12 protein-coding genes, 3 pseudogenes and 1 other annotated feature are annotated in these 18211 nt (G+C 53.3%); of the genes and pseudogenes, 4 read left to right on the top strand and 11 right to left on the bottom strand.

Features of this window, described 5'->3' with window-relative positions; all coding sequences use genetic code 11:
• Positions 1-284: 284 nt before the first annotated feature.
• The gene (gene rpsI, locus HMPREF0080_RS00290) at positions 285-677 is read right to left on the bottom strand and encodes a 30S ribosomal protein S9 (protein WP_006789043.1); all 393 of its coding nucleotides are present in this window, start codon (positions 675-677) and stop codon (positions 285-287) included.
• An 18-nt stretch (positions 678-695) separates the two neighbouring features.
• The gene (gene rplM, locus HMPREF0080_RS00295) at positions 696-1136 is read right to left on the bottom strand and encodes a 50S ribosomal protein L13 (RefSeq protein ID WP_006789044.1); all 441 of its coding nucleotides are present in this window, start codon (positions 1134-1136) and stop codon (positions 696-698) included.
• 318 nt (positions 1137-1454) lie between these two features.
• Between rplM and HMPREF0080_RS00300 the strand changes: the two genes are divergently transcribed.
• Both HMPREF0080_RS00300 and HMPREF0080_RS00305 read left to right on the top strand, forming a co-directional pair.
• The gene (locus tag HMPREF0080_RS00300; RefSeq protein ID WP_006789045.1) at positions 1455-1982 is read left to right on the top strand and encodes a cob(I)yrinic acid a,c-diamide adenosyltransferase; all 528 of its coding nucleotides are present in this window, start codon (positions 1455-1457) and stop codon (positions 1980-1982) included.
• Positions 1983-1991: 9 nt separating this feature from the next.
• On the top strand, positions 1992-3251 hold the full coding sequence (locus tag HMPREF0080_RS00305) for a M20 metallopeptidase family protein (RefSeq protein WP_006789046.1): 1260 nt from the start codon (positions 1992-1994) through the stop codon (positions 3249-3251).
• A gap of 39 nt (positions 3252-3290) precedes the next feature.
• Here the strand turns inward: HMPREF0080_RS00305 and HMPREF0080_RS00310 are convergent, their stop codons facing one another.
• The 9 genes and pseudogenes from HMPREF0080_RS00310 to HMPREF0080_RS00350 form a co-directional block, all read right to left on the bottom strand.
• Positions 3291-4508, bottom strand: a complete 1218-nt coding sequence (locus HMPREF0080_RS00310; RefSeq protein ID WP_006789047.1) for a multidrug effflux MFS transporter — start codon at positions 4506-4508, stop codon at positions 3291-3293.
• Positions 4508-5185, bottom strand: a pseudogene (locus HMPREF0080_RS10340) (HAD family hydrolase). Before HMPREF0080_RS10340 ends, HMPREF0080_RS00310 begins: the two are co-directional and overlap by 1 nt.
• 108 nt (positions 5186-5293) lie before the next feature.
• Complete coding sequence (gene nrdG, locus HMPREF0080_RS00320; RefSeq protein ID WP_006789050.1) at positions 5294-5797, bottom strand: anaerobic ribonucleoside-triphosphate reductase activating protein; 504 nt, start codon at positions 5795-5797, stop codon at positions 5294-5296.
• A 9-nt stretch (positions 5798-5806) separates the two neighbouring features.
• A pseudogene (gene nrdD / locus HMPREF0080_RS00325) lies at positions 5807-7958 on the bottom strand (anaerobic ribonucleoside-triphosphate reductase).
• A gap of 240 nt (positions 7959-8198) precedes the next feature.
• Entirely contained in the window at positions 8199-8912 is a 714-nt protein-coding gene (locus HMPREF0080_RS00330; RefSeq protein ID WP_006789053.1) for a tRNA threonylcarbamoyladenosine dehydratase, read from the bottom strand.
• Positions 8912-9282: pseudogene (locus HMPREF0080_RS00335) on the bottom strand (VOC family protein). Before HMPREF0080_RS00335 ends, HMPREF0080_RS00330 begins: the two are co-directional and overlap by 1 nt.
• Positions 9283-9345: 63 nt before the next feature.
• Complete coding sequence (locus HMPREF0080_RS00340; protein WP_006789055.1) at positions 9346-12396, bottom strand: AAA family ATPase; 3051 nt, start codon at positions 12394-12396, stop codon at positions 9346-9348.
• Positions 12393-13544 (bottom strand): exonuclease SbcCD subunit D, encoded by a 1152-nt coding sequence (locus HMPREF0080_RS00345; protein WP_006789056.1) that lies wholly within the window; start codon positions 13542-13544, stop codon positions 12393-12395. The genes HMPREF0080_RS00340 and HMPREF0080_RS00345 overlap by 4 nt, the downstream gene beginning before the upstream one ends.
• Before the next feature lie 169 nt (positions 13545-13713).
• Positions 13714-14127, bottom strand: a complete 414-nt coding sequence (locus tag HMPREF0080_RS00350; RefSeq protein ID WP_040346623.1) for a Fur family transcriptional regulator — start codon at positions 14125-14127, stop codon at positions 13714-13716.
• A gap of 207 nt (positions 14128-14334) precedes the next feature.
• Here HMPREF0080_RS00350 and HMPREF0080_RS00355 point away from each other — a divergent pair, with 207 nt between their 5' ends.
• The gene (locus HMPREF0080_RS00355) at positions 14335-16512 is read left to right on the top strand and encodes a Tex family protein (protein WP_006789059.1); all 2178 of its coding nucleotides are present in this window, start codon (positions 14335-14337) and stop codon (positions 16510-16512) included.
• A gap of 54 nt (positions 16513-16566) precedes the next feature.
• Positions 16567-16811, top strand: a binding site (T-box leader).
• An 85-nt stretch (positions 16812-16896) separates the two neighbouring features.
• Positions 16897-18186 (top strand): O-acetylhomoserine aminocarboxypropyltransferase/cysteine synthase family protein, encoded by a 1290-nt coding sequence (locus tag HMPREF0080_RS00360; protein ID WP_006789060.1) that lies wholly within the window; start codon positions 16897-16899, stop codon positions 18184-18186.
• Positions 18187-18211 lie beyond the last annotated feature (25 nt).

Raw genomic sequence — 18211 nt, forward strand, 5'->3', positions numbered from 1 at the left:
CGTTTATCTTACCAAAGCCCTTTTGCTTTGTCAAGATTGATTGCGAAGATTTTTAATCTCCCGCGCCGCCGCTTAACAGTGCCGCTTCTTTCAATCCGCACCGTTCCCTTGCGACAATAAAAATTCTAGCATTTCTCCATGTGAGTGTCAAGGCTGTTTTTCAGAATTTTCACATTCTTTCGCTTATATCATAAAAGCTTCAACAGCTATACTTCAAACGATTATTCTCTTTTTTATAAAAAATCGGCACAGGTAAACTACCTGTGCCGCTGAACGAACAAATTTTAACGTTTCGAGAACTGAGAAGCTTGCTGGGCTTTCTTCAAACCGTACTTACGGCGTTCTTTTTCACGCGGGTCGCGCGTTAAGAGGCCCGCTTTTTTCAAGGATTGACGGAATTCCATGTCCACTTCGAGAAGGGCACGGCTGATGCCGTGACGGATAGCGCCCGCCTGTCCGGAAGGACCGCCGCCCTTGACGTCGGCAATGATATCATACTGTTCCGTTACGCCCGTAAGAACAAGAGGCTGTTTAATAATCAATTCCAGCGTTTTACGGCCGAAATATTCCGTCAATCCTTTTTTGTTTACTGTGATTTTTCCCTGACCCGGAACCAAACGAACTCTGGCAACGGATGTTTTTCTACGGCCAGTACCGTAGTATTGTGCTACTGCCATGAAATCTTCCTCCCGGTATTAACGAATATCCAACTTCAAAACTTCAGGTTTCTGCGCCTGATGCGGATGTTCTGCGCCTGCGTAAACATTGAGCTTTCGATACATTTGCGCACCCAATTTGTTTTTCGGCAGCATACCGCGAACCGCCATTTCCACTACGCGTTCAGGACGCTTTTCGAGCATATGACCGGCCTGAGTGAACGTAGATCCGCCGGGATATCCGGAATGATGGAAATATGTCTTCTGGATTAATTTCTTGCCTGTCAGTTTAACTTTGTCCGCATTGATCACGATGACGAAGTCGCCTGTATCTACATGCGGGGTAAAAGTAGGTTTATGTTTTCCCCGAAGAATTTTGGCCACTTCGGCAGCAAGACGGCCTAATATTTGGCCTTCAGCGTCAACAACAAACCATTTCCGTTCAACATTGCCGGAATTGGCCATAAATGTAGTTTTCATGCTGTTTTATTCCTCCCTGTTCGACTATCTCAATTAAGCTTCAGACCTATTTCTCCGGGGCTTGTGGAGTCCAAGCAAAAAGCTTACTTTTCTATTTTATAGATAACATTTGGTCTTGTCAAGAATTTTTCACCTCTTTTTACGGGCCTTGACCCGCAATGATATTGTCACGGTATAATCGGCCGACTGTATATCGTGCGTCGATCAGATTATTTTACCCGCTTCAGTTCGGTTTATGCCCGTAATCTTATATATACCGGCAGGCTGTGGTATACTATTACAATAATAACAGATTTTTTTTACTTCCGAGCGCGCTACATGGATACGGGCTTAATTCATATTTATTGCGGCGACGGCAAGGGCAAGACTACCGCTTCTATCGGCCTGGCAGTCCGCTGCGCCGGCCGGGGAGGACGGATTTTCTTCACACAGTTTCTCAAAGAACGCATGACCGGTGAATTGACTGTTCTCTCGGCTCTGCCGAATGTAGAAATCCGCCGCGGGAAAGGCACGGGCAAATTCACCTTTCAAATGAACGCGGAGGAGCTGGCTGCGGCTAAAGTCATCCAGGAAAAAATATTCCGCACGATAACGGAACGGTGCCGCGAGGAATTGCCCGATCTTCTCGTCATGGATGAAATACTTGACGCCTGCTCTATCGGTTTAATCAACGAGCGGGACGTCATTCAATTTCTGAAAACAAAGCCGCCCGGAACGGAAGTTGTCCTGACAGGCCGCAACCCGTCTCAAGCGCTTATAGAATCAGCCGATTACGTCTCGGAAGTAAAAAAAATCAAACATCCTTATGACCGCAACATCAGTGCCCGTATAGGTATTGAAGAATAGGAGGCCTTTATGCTGGATATTCCGGCCGAAGTATCATCACATACGTCCGAACTCATCGCCTTGCGCCGTCATTTCCACGAACACCCCGAGCTTTCTCTCATGGAAACGGAAACAATGGCTTATATACAAGATACACTGAGGTCTTACGGAATCGTGATCAACCATATTCCGAACGCCGGTATTCTTGCGGTCATCACGGGAAAGGGACCGGGCAGGACGGTCCTTCTCCGCGCCGATATAGACGCCCTGCCCATAGAGGAAAGCGCAATGAACCTTTCCCGGCAGCGGGTAACCCGTTCGACTGTAAAAGGCGTTATGCACGCCTGCGGCCATGACGGGCACATGGCCATGCTGCTTGTTGCCGCTAAAATCCTTGCCGCCCACAGGGATGAATGGAAAGGCCGGGTCGTCCTCATGTTTGAACAGGGAGAAGAACAGGCCGGCCCCGTTGCGAACTTCCTTCGTTATTTGGTCAACGAAAGCGGGCTCACCATAGATACGGCCTATGCGACGCACGTCCGTTGGGACGTGCCTGTCGGCAAAATCGTCATTTCCGAAGCGCCGCCCATGGCCGGCGGTATCGGGTTCATTTTTAAACTGAGAGGCCGCGGCGGCCACGGTTCCCGCCCCGATCTGGCAGAAAACCCGTTTGACTGCTTTCACGCCTTTTACGGAGCTCTCCAGGCGCTGCGCATGCGAGCCGTCCCGCCTCGCGAATGTCTCACCGTTTCCATCGGTATGGTAAACGGCGGTTTTGCCCCCAATATCATTCCGGATGAACTCACCTTCGGCGGCACGGCCCGTTTTTTCAATTACGAAAAAGCCGGCAAGCCCTTCTACGATGAAATGCTCGCTCTGTTAGAGCGGGAATGCGCAAATTATCATTGTTCTTACGAAATCATCCACCTGCCGCCGCCCCTTTACGAAGTACGCAATCATCCGGAATGCGTTGCTTTAGCGCGGGAAGGGATTACGCGTCACCTGGGGGCAAATGTCCTTTATGACTGCGAACCCTGGATGGCCTCCGAGTCTTTCGCCATTACGGCTCGTCTCTTCCCGTCCGTACTGTCTTTCACGGGTATTCAAAACCTCGCCAAGGGCTGCGGAGCCAATCATCACACGGCGGAATTCGATATGGACGAAGAAGGGCTGCCCGCCGGCGTCGCCGCATGCCTCGCTTATACGCTTGAATTTCTTGACAAGCAACCGCACCCGGCCGTGCCGCCTCTTGATCTCCCCCTTGAAGAAGTCATTACCCGAAACGTGTAATTGCAAAAATACCGCTGCCCTCAAAGGACAGCGGTATTTTTATGCCTCATCTTTATGCTCGTCTTTATGATGGGTATATATAAATTTATAAAACATGAGAAGCGCGCCCGCTTCACCGACAACTATGATGATTCCCATCGGCAACGCCGTATCACTGCCGCCGATACCGACGACGGGAGCCATAACCGCACCCGAGATAAGAGAGAAGAAGCCGATTAATGCGGCTGCACCGCCGGCGCTCTTCCCCTGCTTCTGCATAGCCAGAGAAAAACTTGCCGACCCCATTGCGGATAAAGTGGACACGGTTATAAAAATAGTCACGGCAATCACGAACAGCGGCGCATACATGATAAAGCCGGCCAATAAAACGAGGCTCCCCGAAAAGGCGGCGGTCAGCGCCACGCGCAAAAGTTTCCATTCCGCTATATGACCTGCCAAGCGTCCGGTAAGAGCCCCCGTCAACAACAATCCTATGCCGTTGACGCCGAAAATATAACTGTACGTTTGTGCGGAAACATGGTAAACATTCTGAAACACAAAGGACGAGCCGGATATGTATCCGAAAAAGGCGGCGAAAGAAAAGCATTGCATGAGGCAATGCCCCATGAAATAAGAGTCTTTGAAGAGAGGCCTGTAGTTTTTGATACTCTCCGTAATACCGCCCGTTACCTTCTTTTTCTCTTTCAGCGTTTCCCTGAAAACGGCGGCGCCCGCCGTTAAACAGAGTGCAATGAGAAAGAGGAAGCCGAAAACGCCGCGCCATGAGAAAAACCGTAAAATCTGACCGCCGATGACAGGCCCTAAAACGGGAGCCAACCCGTTGACCAGCATCAGCATGGAAAAGAGTCTCATCAGGGCCGGCCCGCTCGCCACGTCCCGAACGACGGCACGGGCAATGACAATACCCGCGCCTCCCGATAACCCCTGTATAAGACGGCACAGAAGAAATACATAAACAGTATTTGAAAAAAAGCACCCCAACGTGGAAACGGCAAAAACAACCATCGCCGTAAGCAAAGGCATGCGCCGCCCTTTCTCATCGCTCACGGGCCCGGCAAAAAGCTGTCCCGCCGCCATGCCGGCCATAGAGAAGGTCAGCGTCAGCTGCACCATAGACGACGAAACGTTAAAGTTCCCCATCATTTCCGGCAATGCGGGCAGGTACATATCTGTCGATAAGGGAGCAATAGCTGCCAGCATACCGAGAAATACCACGAGCGATACCGGCACATGCCGTCTTTTATCTTCCTGTTCCATTACCGGCCGCCTCCTTCAGCGGATCCATTTGACAACAATCGGGGAACCTCGGCAAGTGAAGAAGCCTGAAGCCAGACCGTATCGGCCACGTTCTCCGGAATAACGGCTATATCGGGAATCCAGACGGAACGAATACGGCCTGCCGCGGCCGCTTTCAACCCGTTTGCCGAATCTTCAAAAACAAGTGCGTCGGCGGGATCGATATCGAAATGAGCGCAGGCGGTTAAAAAGATGTCCGGCTCAGGCTTTCCCCTGACAATATCTTCACCGCTCTGCAAATAGGCAAACCGGTCGGAAATACCGGCCTGTCCGAGCAATTTTTCAATTTGCATGATCGGTGACGACGACGCAACGGCACAAGAGATCCTGTTTTTCGCCGCATAGTCAAGAATCTCATGCACGCCTTTTTTCAAGGGCACGTCATGTGTGTTTTACCACTGATTCTGGCGCCGAATCTTTTCGGCACAAAGCGTATCAAAGGGAAAGTCGTCTCCCATGGCGGCTTTAAAAACACGGCGCCCGCCGGGATAGCTCATACCGATAATCGACTGCAAAACGCGGTCGGGAACGACATATCCCGCTTCCCTGCCGACCTCTTTCCAAATATGCGCCGAAATAGGCTCTGTATCAAAAAGCGTGCCGTCCATATCAAAAATAAACAACTTCACGTCTTTCACTGCCCCTTTTCTGGAAATTAATATATTTAATTATAGCGAATGAATTTCACTTTGCAACAAAAAAAGAAAAGCAGAGCCATATATAACTCTGCTTATACCTCAATCGGATCATCTGCCGTCCGGCCAGAGGAGAACCGCCTCACCGCTTGCCAACGTCCGGGGAATGTCGATGACACGCTGGTTCGACGAACCGCGAAAATAAAGTCCCGGATCCTTTAATTCATCTTTGAACGAAGGCCGTACGAGTACATCGCAGAGACTGAGCAATTTTTTGCGGTCCTCGTTTTTAATGAGCTCCTCGTAGATGTAGCCTGAATAAATCCAAATATTCGTCTCCACAGCCTTGCGGACAGTTTCAAGAACGGGGATAAGCCCTTCCGTATTCTGCATCGGTTCACCGCCCAGGAGAGTAAGCCCGGCGATCGTCTTATCTTTCAGATACCCGATAATCCGTTCCGTTTCGGCGTCGGTCCATTCCGTGCCGAACGCGGGATCCTGATACGCTTCATTGAAACAGTTATAACAATGATGCGTACACCCCGTTACAAAAACGGAAGTCCTGATCCCGGGACCGTTGGCTATGTCCATTTTCCGAATCTGTCCGTATTTCATTTATTTCTCCTAAATATGCATGACACGGTCTTTTATCTCTTTCGTACGGCCTTCGTTCCAGAAATTTTCCCCTAAATACCCGCATGTCCGGCGGATAACGGTCAGCTTCGACTTATTCTTGTTATGGCAACGGGGGCATTCCCACTCGTTTGCTTCATTCAATTTAATTTCCCCGTCAAACCCGCATTCATGACAATAATCAAGTTTCGTATTGAACTCGGCGTAGCTGATACGGTCGTAAATGTATTCGATCATCGTCAAAATAGCCGGCACATTATGCGTCATGTTCGGAATTTCGGCGTAGCTGATGCAGCCGCCGGTCGATTTATCCTCAAATTCCGATTCGAAGGCAAATTTATCAAACACGTTGATCGGCTCACGGACGTCCACATGATAACTGTTCGTATAATACCCCTTATCCGTAACATCCTTAATGTCGCCGAAACGGGCGCGGTCCTTCTGGCAAAAACGATGGGTCAGGCTTTCTGCCGGCGTGCCGTAGAGAGCAAAGCCGATATTCGTTTCTTCACGCCACTTCCGGATATGCTCGTTAAAATCATCCATAACGCGGTGAGCGAAGGCCTTTCCTTCCGGAGCCGTGTGGGAAACGCCCTTCGTGAGGAGTGTCGCTTCATACATGCCGATATAACCGAGGGACAAGGTCGCATACCCGCCGTACATGAATTTTTCTACCGTTTCGCCCGGCTTAAGGCGCGAAATGGCGCCGTACTGCCAGTGGATAGGGGAAACGTCGGACGTAATCCTCTTTAAGAGTTTTACGCGCAGCAAAAGAGCCTTCTTACAGAGTTCCAGCCGTTTATGGAAAATCTGGAAAAACTTTTCTTCATCACCGCCGGCAAGAATCCCGATCTGCGGCAAATTAAGGGACACGACGCCCATATTGAAACGGCCGTCGAATTTATACGCACCCGTTTCATCCTTCCACGGACTGAGGAAGGAACGGCAGCCCATAGGGCTGAAAACATTGCCTTCATAACTTTCCCGCATTTTTTTCGCCGAAATATAATCGGGATACATGCGCTTTGCCGTACATTCGGCGGCAAGCTCCGTCAAATAGTAATAGGGCGACCCCTTGCGGGCGTTGTGCTCATCCAGGACATAGATCAGTTTAGGGAACGCCGGCGTCACGTAAACATTGGCTTCATTCTTGATCCCCTGGATACGCTGACGGAGGATTTCTTCATCAATCATCGCCGCCTCCCTGGCATATTCATAATCCGGACGGAAATACATGAACAGCGTAACGAAGGGGGCCTGCCCGTTCGTCGTCATAAGCGTATTAATCTGGTATTGGATCGTCTGAATCCCGTCTTTAATTTCTTTCTTAACGCGTTTCCAGGCAATTTCCTCGGCTTTTTCCATATCCGGTTCAATACCGTACACATCACGCTGTTCTTCAACGACGGCCTCCAGGTATTTCCCGAACGACTTGCGCACGTACGGCGCCAAAATACGGTCGATCCCGTTAATGGACTGGCCGCCGTACTGACCGCTGGCCACCTGTGCGATAATCTGCGTCGTAACGGTGCAGGCCACCTGGAAAGAACGCGGTGTATCGAATTTTCTTGCCGTTAATAACCGTGCCGTTCGCCAGCATATCTTCCAGATTGATAAGGCAACAGTTGAACATGGGCTGAATAATGTAATCCATATCATGGAAATGAATAGCCCCGCTGTCATGGGCCTGCACGATATCGGCAGGGATCAATTTGCGGCGGGCAATATCCTTGGAGATTTCGCCCGCAATCAAATCGCGCTGCGTTGAAACGACGTGCCCGTTCTTATTGGAATTTTCATCCAGCACATCGAAATTCGTATTGTCGAGCAGCCCGAAAACATCCGTATCGGTCGTGTTTGTCTGCCGCTTAAAAGCCTGAATGGTCTTGTAATTTTCATATGCTCTTGCCGTAGCCGGGTTATTGGCCTGAATAAGACGATAGTACACCTGGTCTTCAATAGCGTAAATCGTCATTTCCTTGTGCATCTCTTTGGCGTAGTCTTCAATTTCACGGGCAATGCGATCGGCCTGACCGTCTTCATAAACGCCGCTGCTGCTGTTCATCGCCTTTTCGATGGCCGCCGCAATTTTCTCCCGGTCGAAAGGGACCTTGGTGCCGTCACGTTTAATTACTTCCAACATAGTCTTTCCTCCATACAAAATACAGTAGTTTATACGTCAGGGCCGATGGTTATCTATACCATATATGCCGTTTCCCGCATTTAAGCGTTTATCAAAATAATACTACTGATAGTAGGCGGTGTCAACTATAAACTACTATATCATGTTGTCATAATAGCTGCGCGCGGAGCGGGGAAAGAGCCGCAGGCACCGCCGGCGCTGTACTTATAGACGGCATGAAACTGCCGCAAAGTTCCTATTCTAATTGTCTATACCCAACAGATCCCGTACCACCGCTCCGGCCATGATCAAACCGGCGACGGACGGAACAAAGGAAATGCTGCCCGGTCCGGCATGTCCCGGACCGTCATCAGTCAAAGGCGGCAGCGGCCGTTCTTTCGAATAAACCACTTTAAGACGGCGTATACCCTTCTCCTTCAATTTTTTACGCATGATCTTTGCCAGCGGATCGACGGACGTTTTTTCAATATACGACAGTTCAAACAGCTCGGGATGGAGTTTATTGCCCGCCCCCATAGAAGAGATGACGGGGATCTTCCCGGCATATGCCGCTTCGACAATGCCCAGTTTGGCGCTCACCGTGTCAACGGCATCCACGATATAATCCGGTTTCATATCGGCAATAAACGTCATATCCTCTGCGGGCAGAAAAAATTTATAATACGTTTCCGCTATAATATCCGGATTGATGGAACGCACACGTTCGGCCATAACATCGGTCTTCTTACGGCCTATCGTTTCCGCGAGGGCGCCGAGCTGGCGGTTGACATTGGATTCATCATATACATCCTTATCGACGAGGATAAGCCGGCCGATACCGGCACGGGCCAGCGCTTCAACCGCAAAGGAACCGACACCGCCAAGACCGAAAACAAGAACGGCCTTGGCGGCCAGCAGTTCAACTCCCGCCGCGCCTATGAGCTTTTCCGTACGCGTCGTACAGTTACGTTCCATTACGGTTCCTCCGGAACAATTTCAAGCCAATAGCCGTCCGTCGATCCGCGATAAAGTAGATGCCCATCGCTTCGTTTTCATACACGACGCAGCCCATTTCTTTATGCTTTGCCAACGCCGCCTTCATATCATTGACGGAAAAAGCCGTATGAAATTCGTTTTCACCGAGATTATACGGTTCTTTACGCCCTTTCAGCCAAGTCAGTTCCAGGCGGAAATCACTGACGCCGTCACCGAGATACACGATGGTAAAGTCGTCCCCGCCTTCGATCCGCGCCGTTTCTTTAAGTCCCAGCGCGGCTTCATAAAACTCCATACTGCGTTTTAAATCAAGAACGTTGAAGTTCGTATGTTTAAATGTAAATTGCATGCCGTATCTCCTCTTGTATCAGTGCAAAACGCCGTATACATCCCTTTTTACGGTCCGTCGGGACTAGACTATTTCAAATTTTGCAGTACTGCCGCGATCCGTTTTATCAATAACCAGCCGTGTTGTGATCCGTTCTTTCAATTCAGGCACATGGGAAATAATCCCGACGAGACGGCCGCTCTCCTTTAATTGCACAAGCACTTTCAACGCCGTGTCGAGAGTTTCCCCGTCGAGCGTACCGAACCCTTCGTCAATGAAAATCGTATCCATGTGGATACCGCCCGAATAGGCCTGCACCACATCGGCCAGCCCCAGGGCCAGGGACATGGACGCGAGAAAGCTTTCCCCTCCGGATAATGTATTGGCCGGCCTCGCATACCCCGTGTATTGATCAAATACTTCAATATCCAGGCCGATTTTCTTTATCCGTCTGTCTTCCCATGATACGGAACGCTGCAGCGAGTAGCGGCTGCGGCTCATGACGGCAAGCCGCAGGTTGGCCGCCGCCAGGACCTCATCCAAAAGAGCGCCCAGTACATATCGTTCCAGACTGACGCCGCTCTGTCCTCCCGACGTCAGATCGTAGAGATTGCCGACGGTACGGAATTCCTCCCGGAGCCGTTCCTGTTCCCGCCGCAGCGCTTCAATCCGTTTCACGGCCCTGTCCAGGCTTTGCGCCTCCGCCCGGGCCCCTTCGACCCTTGCGAGAAGTTCCTTGTACGCTCCTTCTTTTTCGGCAAGGCGGGCTTCATACGCGTCCATATCGGGACGCTGCCGTCCGGCGGTCGCTTTTTTTTCGGCTTCCGCCAGGCCTTCCGTCCGATGAAGGGCGGTACGATAGCCGTCAAGGCGCTGCTTCAGCTTTTCTTTCCGCTCTCCTTCCCCCTGAAGGCGGCGGCATTCTTCCCAGTCCGCAAAGCCGGCGGCCAGGATCTCCTCTTTCAGCTTTTCCCGCGCCTCGCCGTAGCGCTCACGCAGGCGTATGACTTCCCTGCGCAGATTGGCTTCCGCACCCTGCGCGGCGGCCAGGGATTTCTCTTCCCCCAGCACCGTCCCTTCCAGGTCTTTCCGCTCCCTGTCGTATGCGGCGATGAAGGCGTCCAGTTCCCTCACCTTGCGGGCAGCCGCCCCCTGAACATGAAATTCTCCGGGTATGTCGCGGTACAGGCTTGCGGCGGCCGCTTCCTTTTCAATGCGAAGCCGTTCTTTCCGGTCGAAGTCGTCCTTTACCGCCTCCGCCCGGACTGCGGCTTCCTGTAAAAGGCGCGCCGTTTCTTCCGCTTCTTTGACAAAGGCGGCGTACGCGGCGGCCTCTTCGCGCAAGGCGGCGGCCCGTGCTTCGGCCCGTGCCGTTTTCTCACGCCATTCTTCCGGGCCGCCGTCGGCGGGCACATCGGCACGCAGCCGCGCGTATTCGGCTTCTTTCGCTTTCGCAAAAGCTTCCTGCCGCGACAGCTCCGCTTCCTTGCGAGTCAGGACGAGCTTTGCTTCGGCCGCCTTTTTTTCCGCCCGCTCCACCTCGTCGGGCGCGGGCACGGCCGTACTGCCGGCTGCCGGCGCGGGATGGTGCGTCGAGCCGCAAACCGGGCACGGCCTGTCGGCTTCCAGGGCGGCAGCCAGAGCGGCCGCCTGTCCGTTGAGCAAGGCGATCTGTATGTTTTTGTACGCCAAGTCCGCTTCCTTTGCCGCCCTTGCGGCCTGTTCCGCCTCGAGCCGCGCTTCGGCACACTCCGCTTTGAGCCCGGCCGCCTCTTTTTCCATTGCCGCCGCCCGCTCTTCCGTCTTCACGCGCGCTTCGCAAAGGCGAGCCGTTTCGGCCGCCTTTTCCGCCTCCGCCGGAGCATCCTTCAACGTGTCCGTTTCTTTCTTCAACGCTTCGGCCCGTTCGGCCAGACGTCGCCGCTCCTTTTCGGCCGCGTCGCAGGCGCGCTTCGCGTCACTTGCGGCGGCCGCGGCGCGGCGTGCTTCCCCTGCCGTTGCGGCCAGCGCTTCTATCTTCGGCAGGAGCGCCTTGAGGAGAACCCTTTCCCTGTCGGCGTCGTTCCTCTTTCCTTCCGTATCCGCAAGCTCGCCCAGGCGTCTCTTCTTCTCCGCCAGCGCCGCGGCGGCAGCTTCGTTTTTTTCTTCCGCCGCGGCAAGGCGCTGCGCCGCATCCTTTCCTTCGGCGCCGATTTCATCCATATGCGCGAACCGGGGCCCGTAAAAAGCGGCCTTTTCCAATCGTTCAATCTGTTTGTTCCACTCGTCCGCCTCGCCCGTTTTACGGCGCAGCTCATCCAGTTCACGCTCGGCCTTGTCCAGGGCGGCGAAATGCGCTGCAACGAGGCGCGCTTCCGCCGCCTTGCGGCGCAGCCCGTCGAGTTCCTCAGCCGCAGCGTCGGATTGCACTGCGGCGGCGGCAACGGCCCGGCGGCGGCGCCGTACTTCACTCGCCGTTTCTTCTTCGCCTTCCATGCCGACGCCGGCAAGGACATGTTTCACCTCGTCTTCGCCCGCATTATACGAATTCCTCAACCCGTCATACCGTTCTTTAAGCCTGGTCAGGAAGACTTCATATTTCTGCGTGCGAAACAGAGTCTGCATAATCTGCTGCCGTTCGTCGGATCTGGCAAGAAGGAGCCTGCGAAAATCCCCCTGCGGCAAAAGCACGACCTGTCGGAACTGCTTCGACTCGAACCCGAGAAGCCGTTGAACTTCTCTCGTAACGCTGACACTTTTCGTCGCAATCGCCTTTAGCTCATGCCCTTCTTCGTCCGTTTCGAAAAGAGCCGCCCCGGCCGAAACCCTTCTCGTCCCTTCGCCCCGTTTTTTGGCCAGTTCCTGTTCGGGGCGCCGTTCGACACGGTAATACGCGGAGCCTATGGAAAAGCGGAAAGAAACGTACGTCTCTTCCGTAGGCGGTGCGTATTCACTGCGCATATGGGCCCCCGTCCGCTCGTCACCGCTCGTGTCACCGTACAGAGCATATGTTACGGCGTCGAGAATCGTCGTCTTGCCGGCGCCGGTCGGGCCGCAGATCAAAAAAAGCGTCCGCTCGCCGAGGCGGCGAAAATCAAGGACTTCTCTTCCCGCATACGGCCCGAATGCATTCATTTCCAAATAAACCGGCCTCATGGCGTATCTCCCTCTTCTTTATGAATACTGTCCCATATCGCCGACGCCAGGCGGCGTTCTTCATCGGACAGGGGCATATCCGGGCGCATGGCTGCGGCAAAGGACGAAAAAAGTTCGTCATCCGAATACTTGCGGAAATTCCCGTTCCTTCTGCCGTCCGTTTCCGTGACCTGACGGTTCGGCATTTCCAGCGCCGCCAGATGGGGATATTTTTTTCTGCCCCTGCCCATGACGTCGAGAATCGGCTCCCGATCCTCCATGCGCAGCAGCACATAGTCGTCCGTCCGCCCGTCTTCAGCCGCCATAATATCGGCAAAATATCCTTTTATAATACGGACGTCCCGCTTTGCCTCCAAAGGACGGAATGTTGTCCGCACCGTGCCGTCGCCGTCCATGTCAACGAGAACGACGCCCTTGTCCTGACCCGCTTCTCCGAAAGAATATTTCATCAGACTGCCCGAATAGCGGACAACAGGGCTTCCGGCCTGCTGCGGTCCGTGTAAATGCCCCAACGCCGTATACGTAAACGACGAAAACACATCGGCTCCGACCGCTTCCGAACCGCCTACGGCCAACGGCCGCTCCGAATCACTGCCCGTACCGCCCGCCAAAAAAGCATGGGCCACGGCGACGGTACGCCTGCGGGGCGCCAGATGTTTACACCGTTCGTCACGCAAACGAATAAGAGCGCTTTCATGATCGCACACTGCCGTATCCGCAAAAGCCGTTCTGACTTTAGCCGGATCGGCATAGGGCATCAACAGGAAATCGACAGGCCCCGCCTCGTCATACAGCGTGACGGGCTTTTCCATTTCCGACGGCTCGCCGGCTATATACAGCCCTTCCCGTTCCAGCAGTTCACCGGCAAAGGACAGCCGTTGCCCGCTGTCATGATTGCCGGCAATAACCAAAAAAGGGATCCCCATGTCCTTAACAAGAATCGTGGCAATGCGGCTGAACACCTCAACCGCTTCGACAGGCGGCAGGCTTCTGTCGTACACATCTCCCGCCAGTACGACGGCGTGGGGCCGGTACGACTCGACAAGCGGTATGAACTGTTCTTCCAAGATACGTCGCTGCACGGCTGTTAAATATTCGCCGTAAAACATCTTCCCCAAATGCCAGTCTGCAGTATGTATGATCCTCATAATACATTCCTTTCGTCTTCAGCCGGGCCGATCTTTTTTATAAATTATATCATAAACGCGGGGTTCGTCTTTTCCGGTATCACTCTGTATGACTGTCCCGACCTGCCCGAACGGCATAAAAAAAGGTTGTGAGAGATATTTGCTCACAACCTTTTTTCCCGGCATCGGACTATGCTTTTTTTTCACGGCATGCTGGACAAATCCCCGTAAAGGCGATCCCTACCGTGCCTACAGTATATCCGGTCTGTTCAGCCGCCGCCTCGGTCAGGGATTCCTGATCCAGGTGCACGTCCGCAACCTGATTGCATTCGGTACACCGAATGTGCGCATGAGGCGTCGTGTTATAATCGTAACGATGAGCGTCTTCTCCGCACTGCAGCACATTGACGACGCCGATCTTCGCAAAGATCTCCATCGTCTTATACACCGTAGCCAAACTCATGGAAGGATACTGAGGCTGCAGTTCTCTGTAAATGGCTTCCGCATTCGGATGAGCCGGGTTATGCTCGATTACCGCATAGACAGCAAGGCGCTGCGGCGTAACCTTGTACCCGTTTTGCCGCAACACTTCGGCAATATCCATCATAGCCGCCCTCCCTTCTCTAAACTCACGTTTCAGGATAAGCTGCTCCGTTTCCGCAACAACAAAATCCTTATTAAATTGTAACCGTTATCAATAAAAATTTCAATAGGCCCGCCGAAAATTTTTATCAAACTGTGAAAAAAATTGTCCTCATTTGACGGGACAGCCGTTTCCGCTCATAATAAGTAAGACAGAAAGGAGTCCGTCATGAAGGAAGAACAGATAATACGCCGCATCGCCGCCGACTTGCAAATTCTCCCGAAACAGGTAAAGGCCGCCTTGGCTTTACTTGCCGCAGGCAATACTGTACCGTTCATCGCCCGGTACCGCAAAGAAGCGACAGGTCTGTTGAACGAAGTCCAATTACGCAGTATTCAGGAACGGTTCGACTATGAACGGGCGCTTAGTGCCCGCAAAGAAACGGTGGAACAGGCCGTGAAAGAACTGGGCCTTTGGACGGAAGAATTGGCGGTGGCCTTGGAAAAAGCGGCACAAATACAAGAAGTGGAAGATATTTACTTGCCCTATAAGCCGAAGAAACGCACCAGGGCATCCATGGCCCGTGAGGCCGGCCTCGAGCCGCTCGCCGACCTCTTTACGGCACAAGACGCCGCGGGCCCGGAGCCGGAAGAAGCCGCCCGCCCGTATCTGAGCGGGACCGTGCCGACGGCGGAAGACGCGATCCGGGGGGCCGCATACATTATTGCCGAACGCCTGTCAGAGCTTACGGCATATCGTAAGATTCTGCGGGAACGGCTTTGGAAAAATGCGGTCCTTGCATGTTCGTTGGCTGTGGACGAAGAAGAGGCCGGCCCCTTTTTAACGTACAAAGAATTCAGCGAACGCATTGCCGCCATACCGAGTCACCGTATTCTCGCCATCACCCGCGGTGAAGGACAGAAAATTTTAAAAGTCTCCCTTACTGCCGATAACGATGCCTATATCGGCCTCCTCGCCGGCATGATAATCCGCGGCCCGTCACCATACGGACAGATCCTCATGGCTACGGCCGCGGACAGCTACAAACGCCTTATTTTCCCGCAAATGGACAGAGAAATCCGCAGCGATCTTTTCAGTAAAGCGGAAAAACAGGCTATTTCCGTTTTCTCTGAAAACCTGCGCAGCCTCCTGATGCAGCCGCCCTTCCCGAAACAGATCATTCTCGGCCTTGACCCCGGCTACCGCACGGGCTGCAAAGCCGCTGTCATTGACGCAACGGGAACCGTTCTCGATTATGGCACGTACCATCTCACCGGTTCGGCAAAACAAAGGGATGAAGCCGCCAAATCACTTGCGAATATCATAAAAAAGCACGGAGTTACGCTCATTTCCATCGGCAACGGTACGGCCTCATATGAAACGGAACAGTTTGTCTCAACCCTTATTGAAGAAAAAAAACTGACCTGCCGTTACATTATTGCCAACGAATCGGGCGCCTCCGTTTACTCCGCCTCCGACCTGGCCCGCGAAGAGCTGCCCGATCTGGATGTCACCGTCAGGGGCGCCGTCTCCATTGCCCGCCGTATTCAAGACCCCCTGGCCGAAGCGGTCAAGATTGATCCAAAATCCATCGGCGTCGGCCAATACCAGCATGACGTCAACCAGAAAACCCTCTCGTCCGCACTGGACTCGGTCGTCGAATCCGTCGTAAATAGAGTCGGAGTCGACCTGAACACGGCATCTCCCGCCCTGTTACAGCATATTTCCGGCCTCACCGCTTCGACAGCGGGCAACATCGTCGCCTACCGCAATGCTAACGGCCCGTTCCGCAGCCGAAAAGAGCTCCGCCATGTCAGCCGGCTCGGCCCCGCAACGTATACGCAGTGCGCCGGCTTCCTGCGCATCAAAGGCGGCACCGATCCCCTCGACGACACGTCGGTTCATCCCGAATCGTATGACCTGGCAAAAAAAATCATCAGCGAATACGGGTTCACCTTAAAAGACCTGAAACACGCCGATAAACTCCGGGAACTGCAAAATAAACTGCAAATGAATGCGGCGCCGAAGTTAGCCGCCGCTTTAGGCGCAGGCGAACCGACAATCCGCGATATCCTCGAAGAACTGCGCAAACCGGGCCGCGACATTCGCCGTGACCGGCCCCTGCCGCCGACACGTAAAAAGGTACTCTCACTCGCTGAGCTGCAGACGGGCACCCTCGTCAGAGGGACCGTGCAAAACGTCGTCGACTTCGGCGTCTTTGTCGATTTCGGCTTGAAAACGCCGGGCCTTATCCACCGCTCGGAACTGTGCAGTCATCCCTTCCGACACCCCCTGGATATCGTCCGTGTCGGCGAAACCGTCGAAGCGCGCATCATCTCGGTAGACGCCAAACGAAACCGCGTCGGCCTGTCTTTGAAACAGGCGGCCGAAAAGCGGGGCCGCTGAAAAATTATTTGACACCAAAAAATTCTCATGGTAGACTTACGTCATCAACTTGATAACGTTGCAATGAAGAGAAGAGTACACAAAAAAGATTGTCGCAGAGAGCTTCCGAACCGGTGCAAGGAAGTACATGACGTTTTGTGGAACATGGCCTCCGAGCTGACAGCCGAATAGTTAAGCTGCCCGGGCACACCCGTTACAGTGTTAGAGTATTCAAGGCCGATCGGCCCGCGTACTTGAAGAGGCGCAAATCGCGAGATCTGCGTGAAATCGGGTGGTAACACGGTACTTCCGTCCCTTATTGAGGGGGCGGAAGTTTTTTTATGTTAACGGTCAAGTGAAGGTAATCCTATGTTGTTATTCTATTGAAGAGGAGGAATGTGTACTATGAGTGAAAACACGAAAGCCTACAAATTTGAGACCTTACAGCAGCATGCCGGCCAGATCGCCGATCCGACGACGGGGGCCCGCGCCGTCCCCATTTATCAGACGACGTCGTATGTGTTCGACAGCACGCAGGACGGCGAAGATCAGTTCGCCCTCCGCAAACCCGGTTATATCTATTCCCGCCTTGCCAACCCGACGCAGGAAGTTTTTGAAAAACGTATTGCCGCGCTGGAAGGCGGTACGGCAGCCCTGGCTGCAGCCAGCGGTTCGGCGGCCATCACGCTGTCCGTATTAAACATAGCCGGCGCCGGTGACGAAATCGTCGCCGCCCCCACCCTCTACGGCGGCACGGTGGAACTGTTTACGGAAACGTTCAAACACCTCGGCATTACCGCCAGGTTTTTTAATCCCGACGATACCGATTCATTACGGGCCGCCATTACGGATAAGACAAAACTCGTATACATTGAAAGCCTCGGCAATCCGGCAATCAATATCCCCGACTTTGAAGCGATTGCCGCAATCGCCCACGCGAACGGCCTGCCCGTATTCGTGGACAACACCTTTGCCACACCCTACCTCTTCCGTCCCCTGGAACACGGCTGCGACATTGTGCTGCACTCGGCCACAAAATTCATCGGCGGTCACGGCACGACCCTGGGCGGCGTCATCGTGGAAAACGGCAAATTCGACTGGATCGGCTCGGGCCGTTTCCCCGAACTCGCACAGCCCGACGAATCGTACAACGGCATTACTTTCATCGAAGATGTTCCCGGTGCCGGTTTCGTAACGCGTATCCGCGCCAAGAGCCTCCGCGACCTGGGACCGGCAATCAGCCCGTTCAGTGCCTGGCTTTTACTCCAAGGTACGGAAACGTTATCGCTCCGCATTGAACGGCATGTAGAAAACGCACGGAAAATCGCGGCTTTCCTGGAAAATCACCGGCAGGTCGCAAACGTCAACTATCCGTCCCTGCCTTCCTCCCCATACAACGCCCTGGCAAAAAAATACTTTCCCAAAGGCACGGGCTCCATTTTCTCCTTCGAATTGAAAGAAGGCCGCCGGGCCGCACGGGCCTTCATTGACGCCGCGCATATCTTTTCAAATCTCGCCAATGTCGGCGACTCCAAGTCTCTCCTCATCCATCCCGCTTCGACAACCCATGCCCAGCTTAATGAAGAGCAGTTAAAAGCGGCGGGCATCACGGCCGGCACGATCCGCATCTCCGTCGGCATAGAAAATGCCGACGACCTCCTGGACGATCTGGAGCAAGCCCTGCGGCAAATTTAAACGGACGGAACCATATACTCGTACG

The organism is Megasphaera geminata F0357 (genome assembly GCF_000239275.1).
Classification (GTDB): Bacteria; Bacillota; Negativicutes; order Veillonellales; family Megasphaeraceae; genus Megasphaera; species Megasphaera geminata.

Bases quoted from the DNA above. Each gene is read 5' to 3' on its own strand.
- HMPREF0080_RS00355 (WP_006789059.1), top strand. From the start codon at position 14,335: ATGAAGGAAGAACAGATAATACGCCGCATCGCCGCCGACTTGCAAATT.
- HMPREF0080_RS00305 (WP_006789046.1), top strand. From the start codon at position 1,992: ATGCTGGATATTCCGGCCGAAGTATCATCACATACGTCCGAACTCATC.
- HMPREF0080_RS00345 (WP_006789056.1), bottom strand. From the start codon at position 13,544: ATGAGGATCATACATACTGCAGACTGGCATTTGGGGAAGATGTTTTAC.
- HMPREF0080_RS00340 (WP_006789055.1), bottom strand. From the start codon at position 12,396: ATGAGGCCGGTTTATTTGGAAATGAATGCATTCGGGCCGTATGCGGGA.
- rpsI (WP_006789043.1), bottom strand. From the start codon at position 677: ATGGCAGTAGCACAATACTACGGTACTGGCCGTAGAAAAACATCCGTT.
- HMPREF0080_RS00350 (WP_040346623.1), bottom strand. From the start codon at position 14,127: ATGGATATTGCCGAAGTGTTGCGGCAAAACGGGTACAAGGTTACGCCG.
- HMPREF0080_RS00330 (WP_006789053.1), bottom strand. From the start codon at position 8,912: ATGGAACGTAACTGTACGACGCGTACGGAAAAGCTCATAGGCGCGGCG.
- HMPREF0080_RS00310 (WP_006789047.1), bottom strand. From the start codon at position 4,508: ATGGAACAGGAAGATAAAAGACGGCATGTGCCGGTATCGCTCGTGGTA.
- HMPREF0080_RS00300 (WP_006789045.1), top strand. From the start codon at position 1,455: ATGGATACGGGCTTAATTCATATTTATTGCGGCGACGGCAAGGGCAAG.
- nrdG (WP_006789050.1), bottom strand. From the start codon at position 5,797: ATGAAATACGGACAGATTCGGAAAATGGACATAGCCAACGGTCCCGGG.
- HMPREF0080_RS00360 (WP_006789060.1), top strand. From the start codon at position 16,897: ATGAGTGAAAACACGAAAGCCTACAAATTTGAGACCTTACAGCAGCAT.
- rplM (WP_006789044.1), bottom strand. From the start codon at position 1,136: ATGAAAACTACATTTATGGCCAATTCCGGCAATGTTGAACGGAAATGG.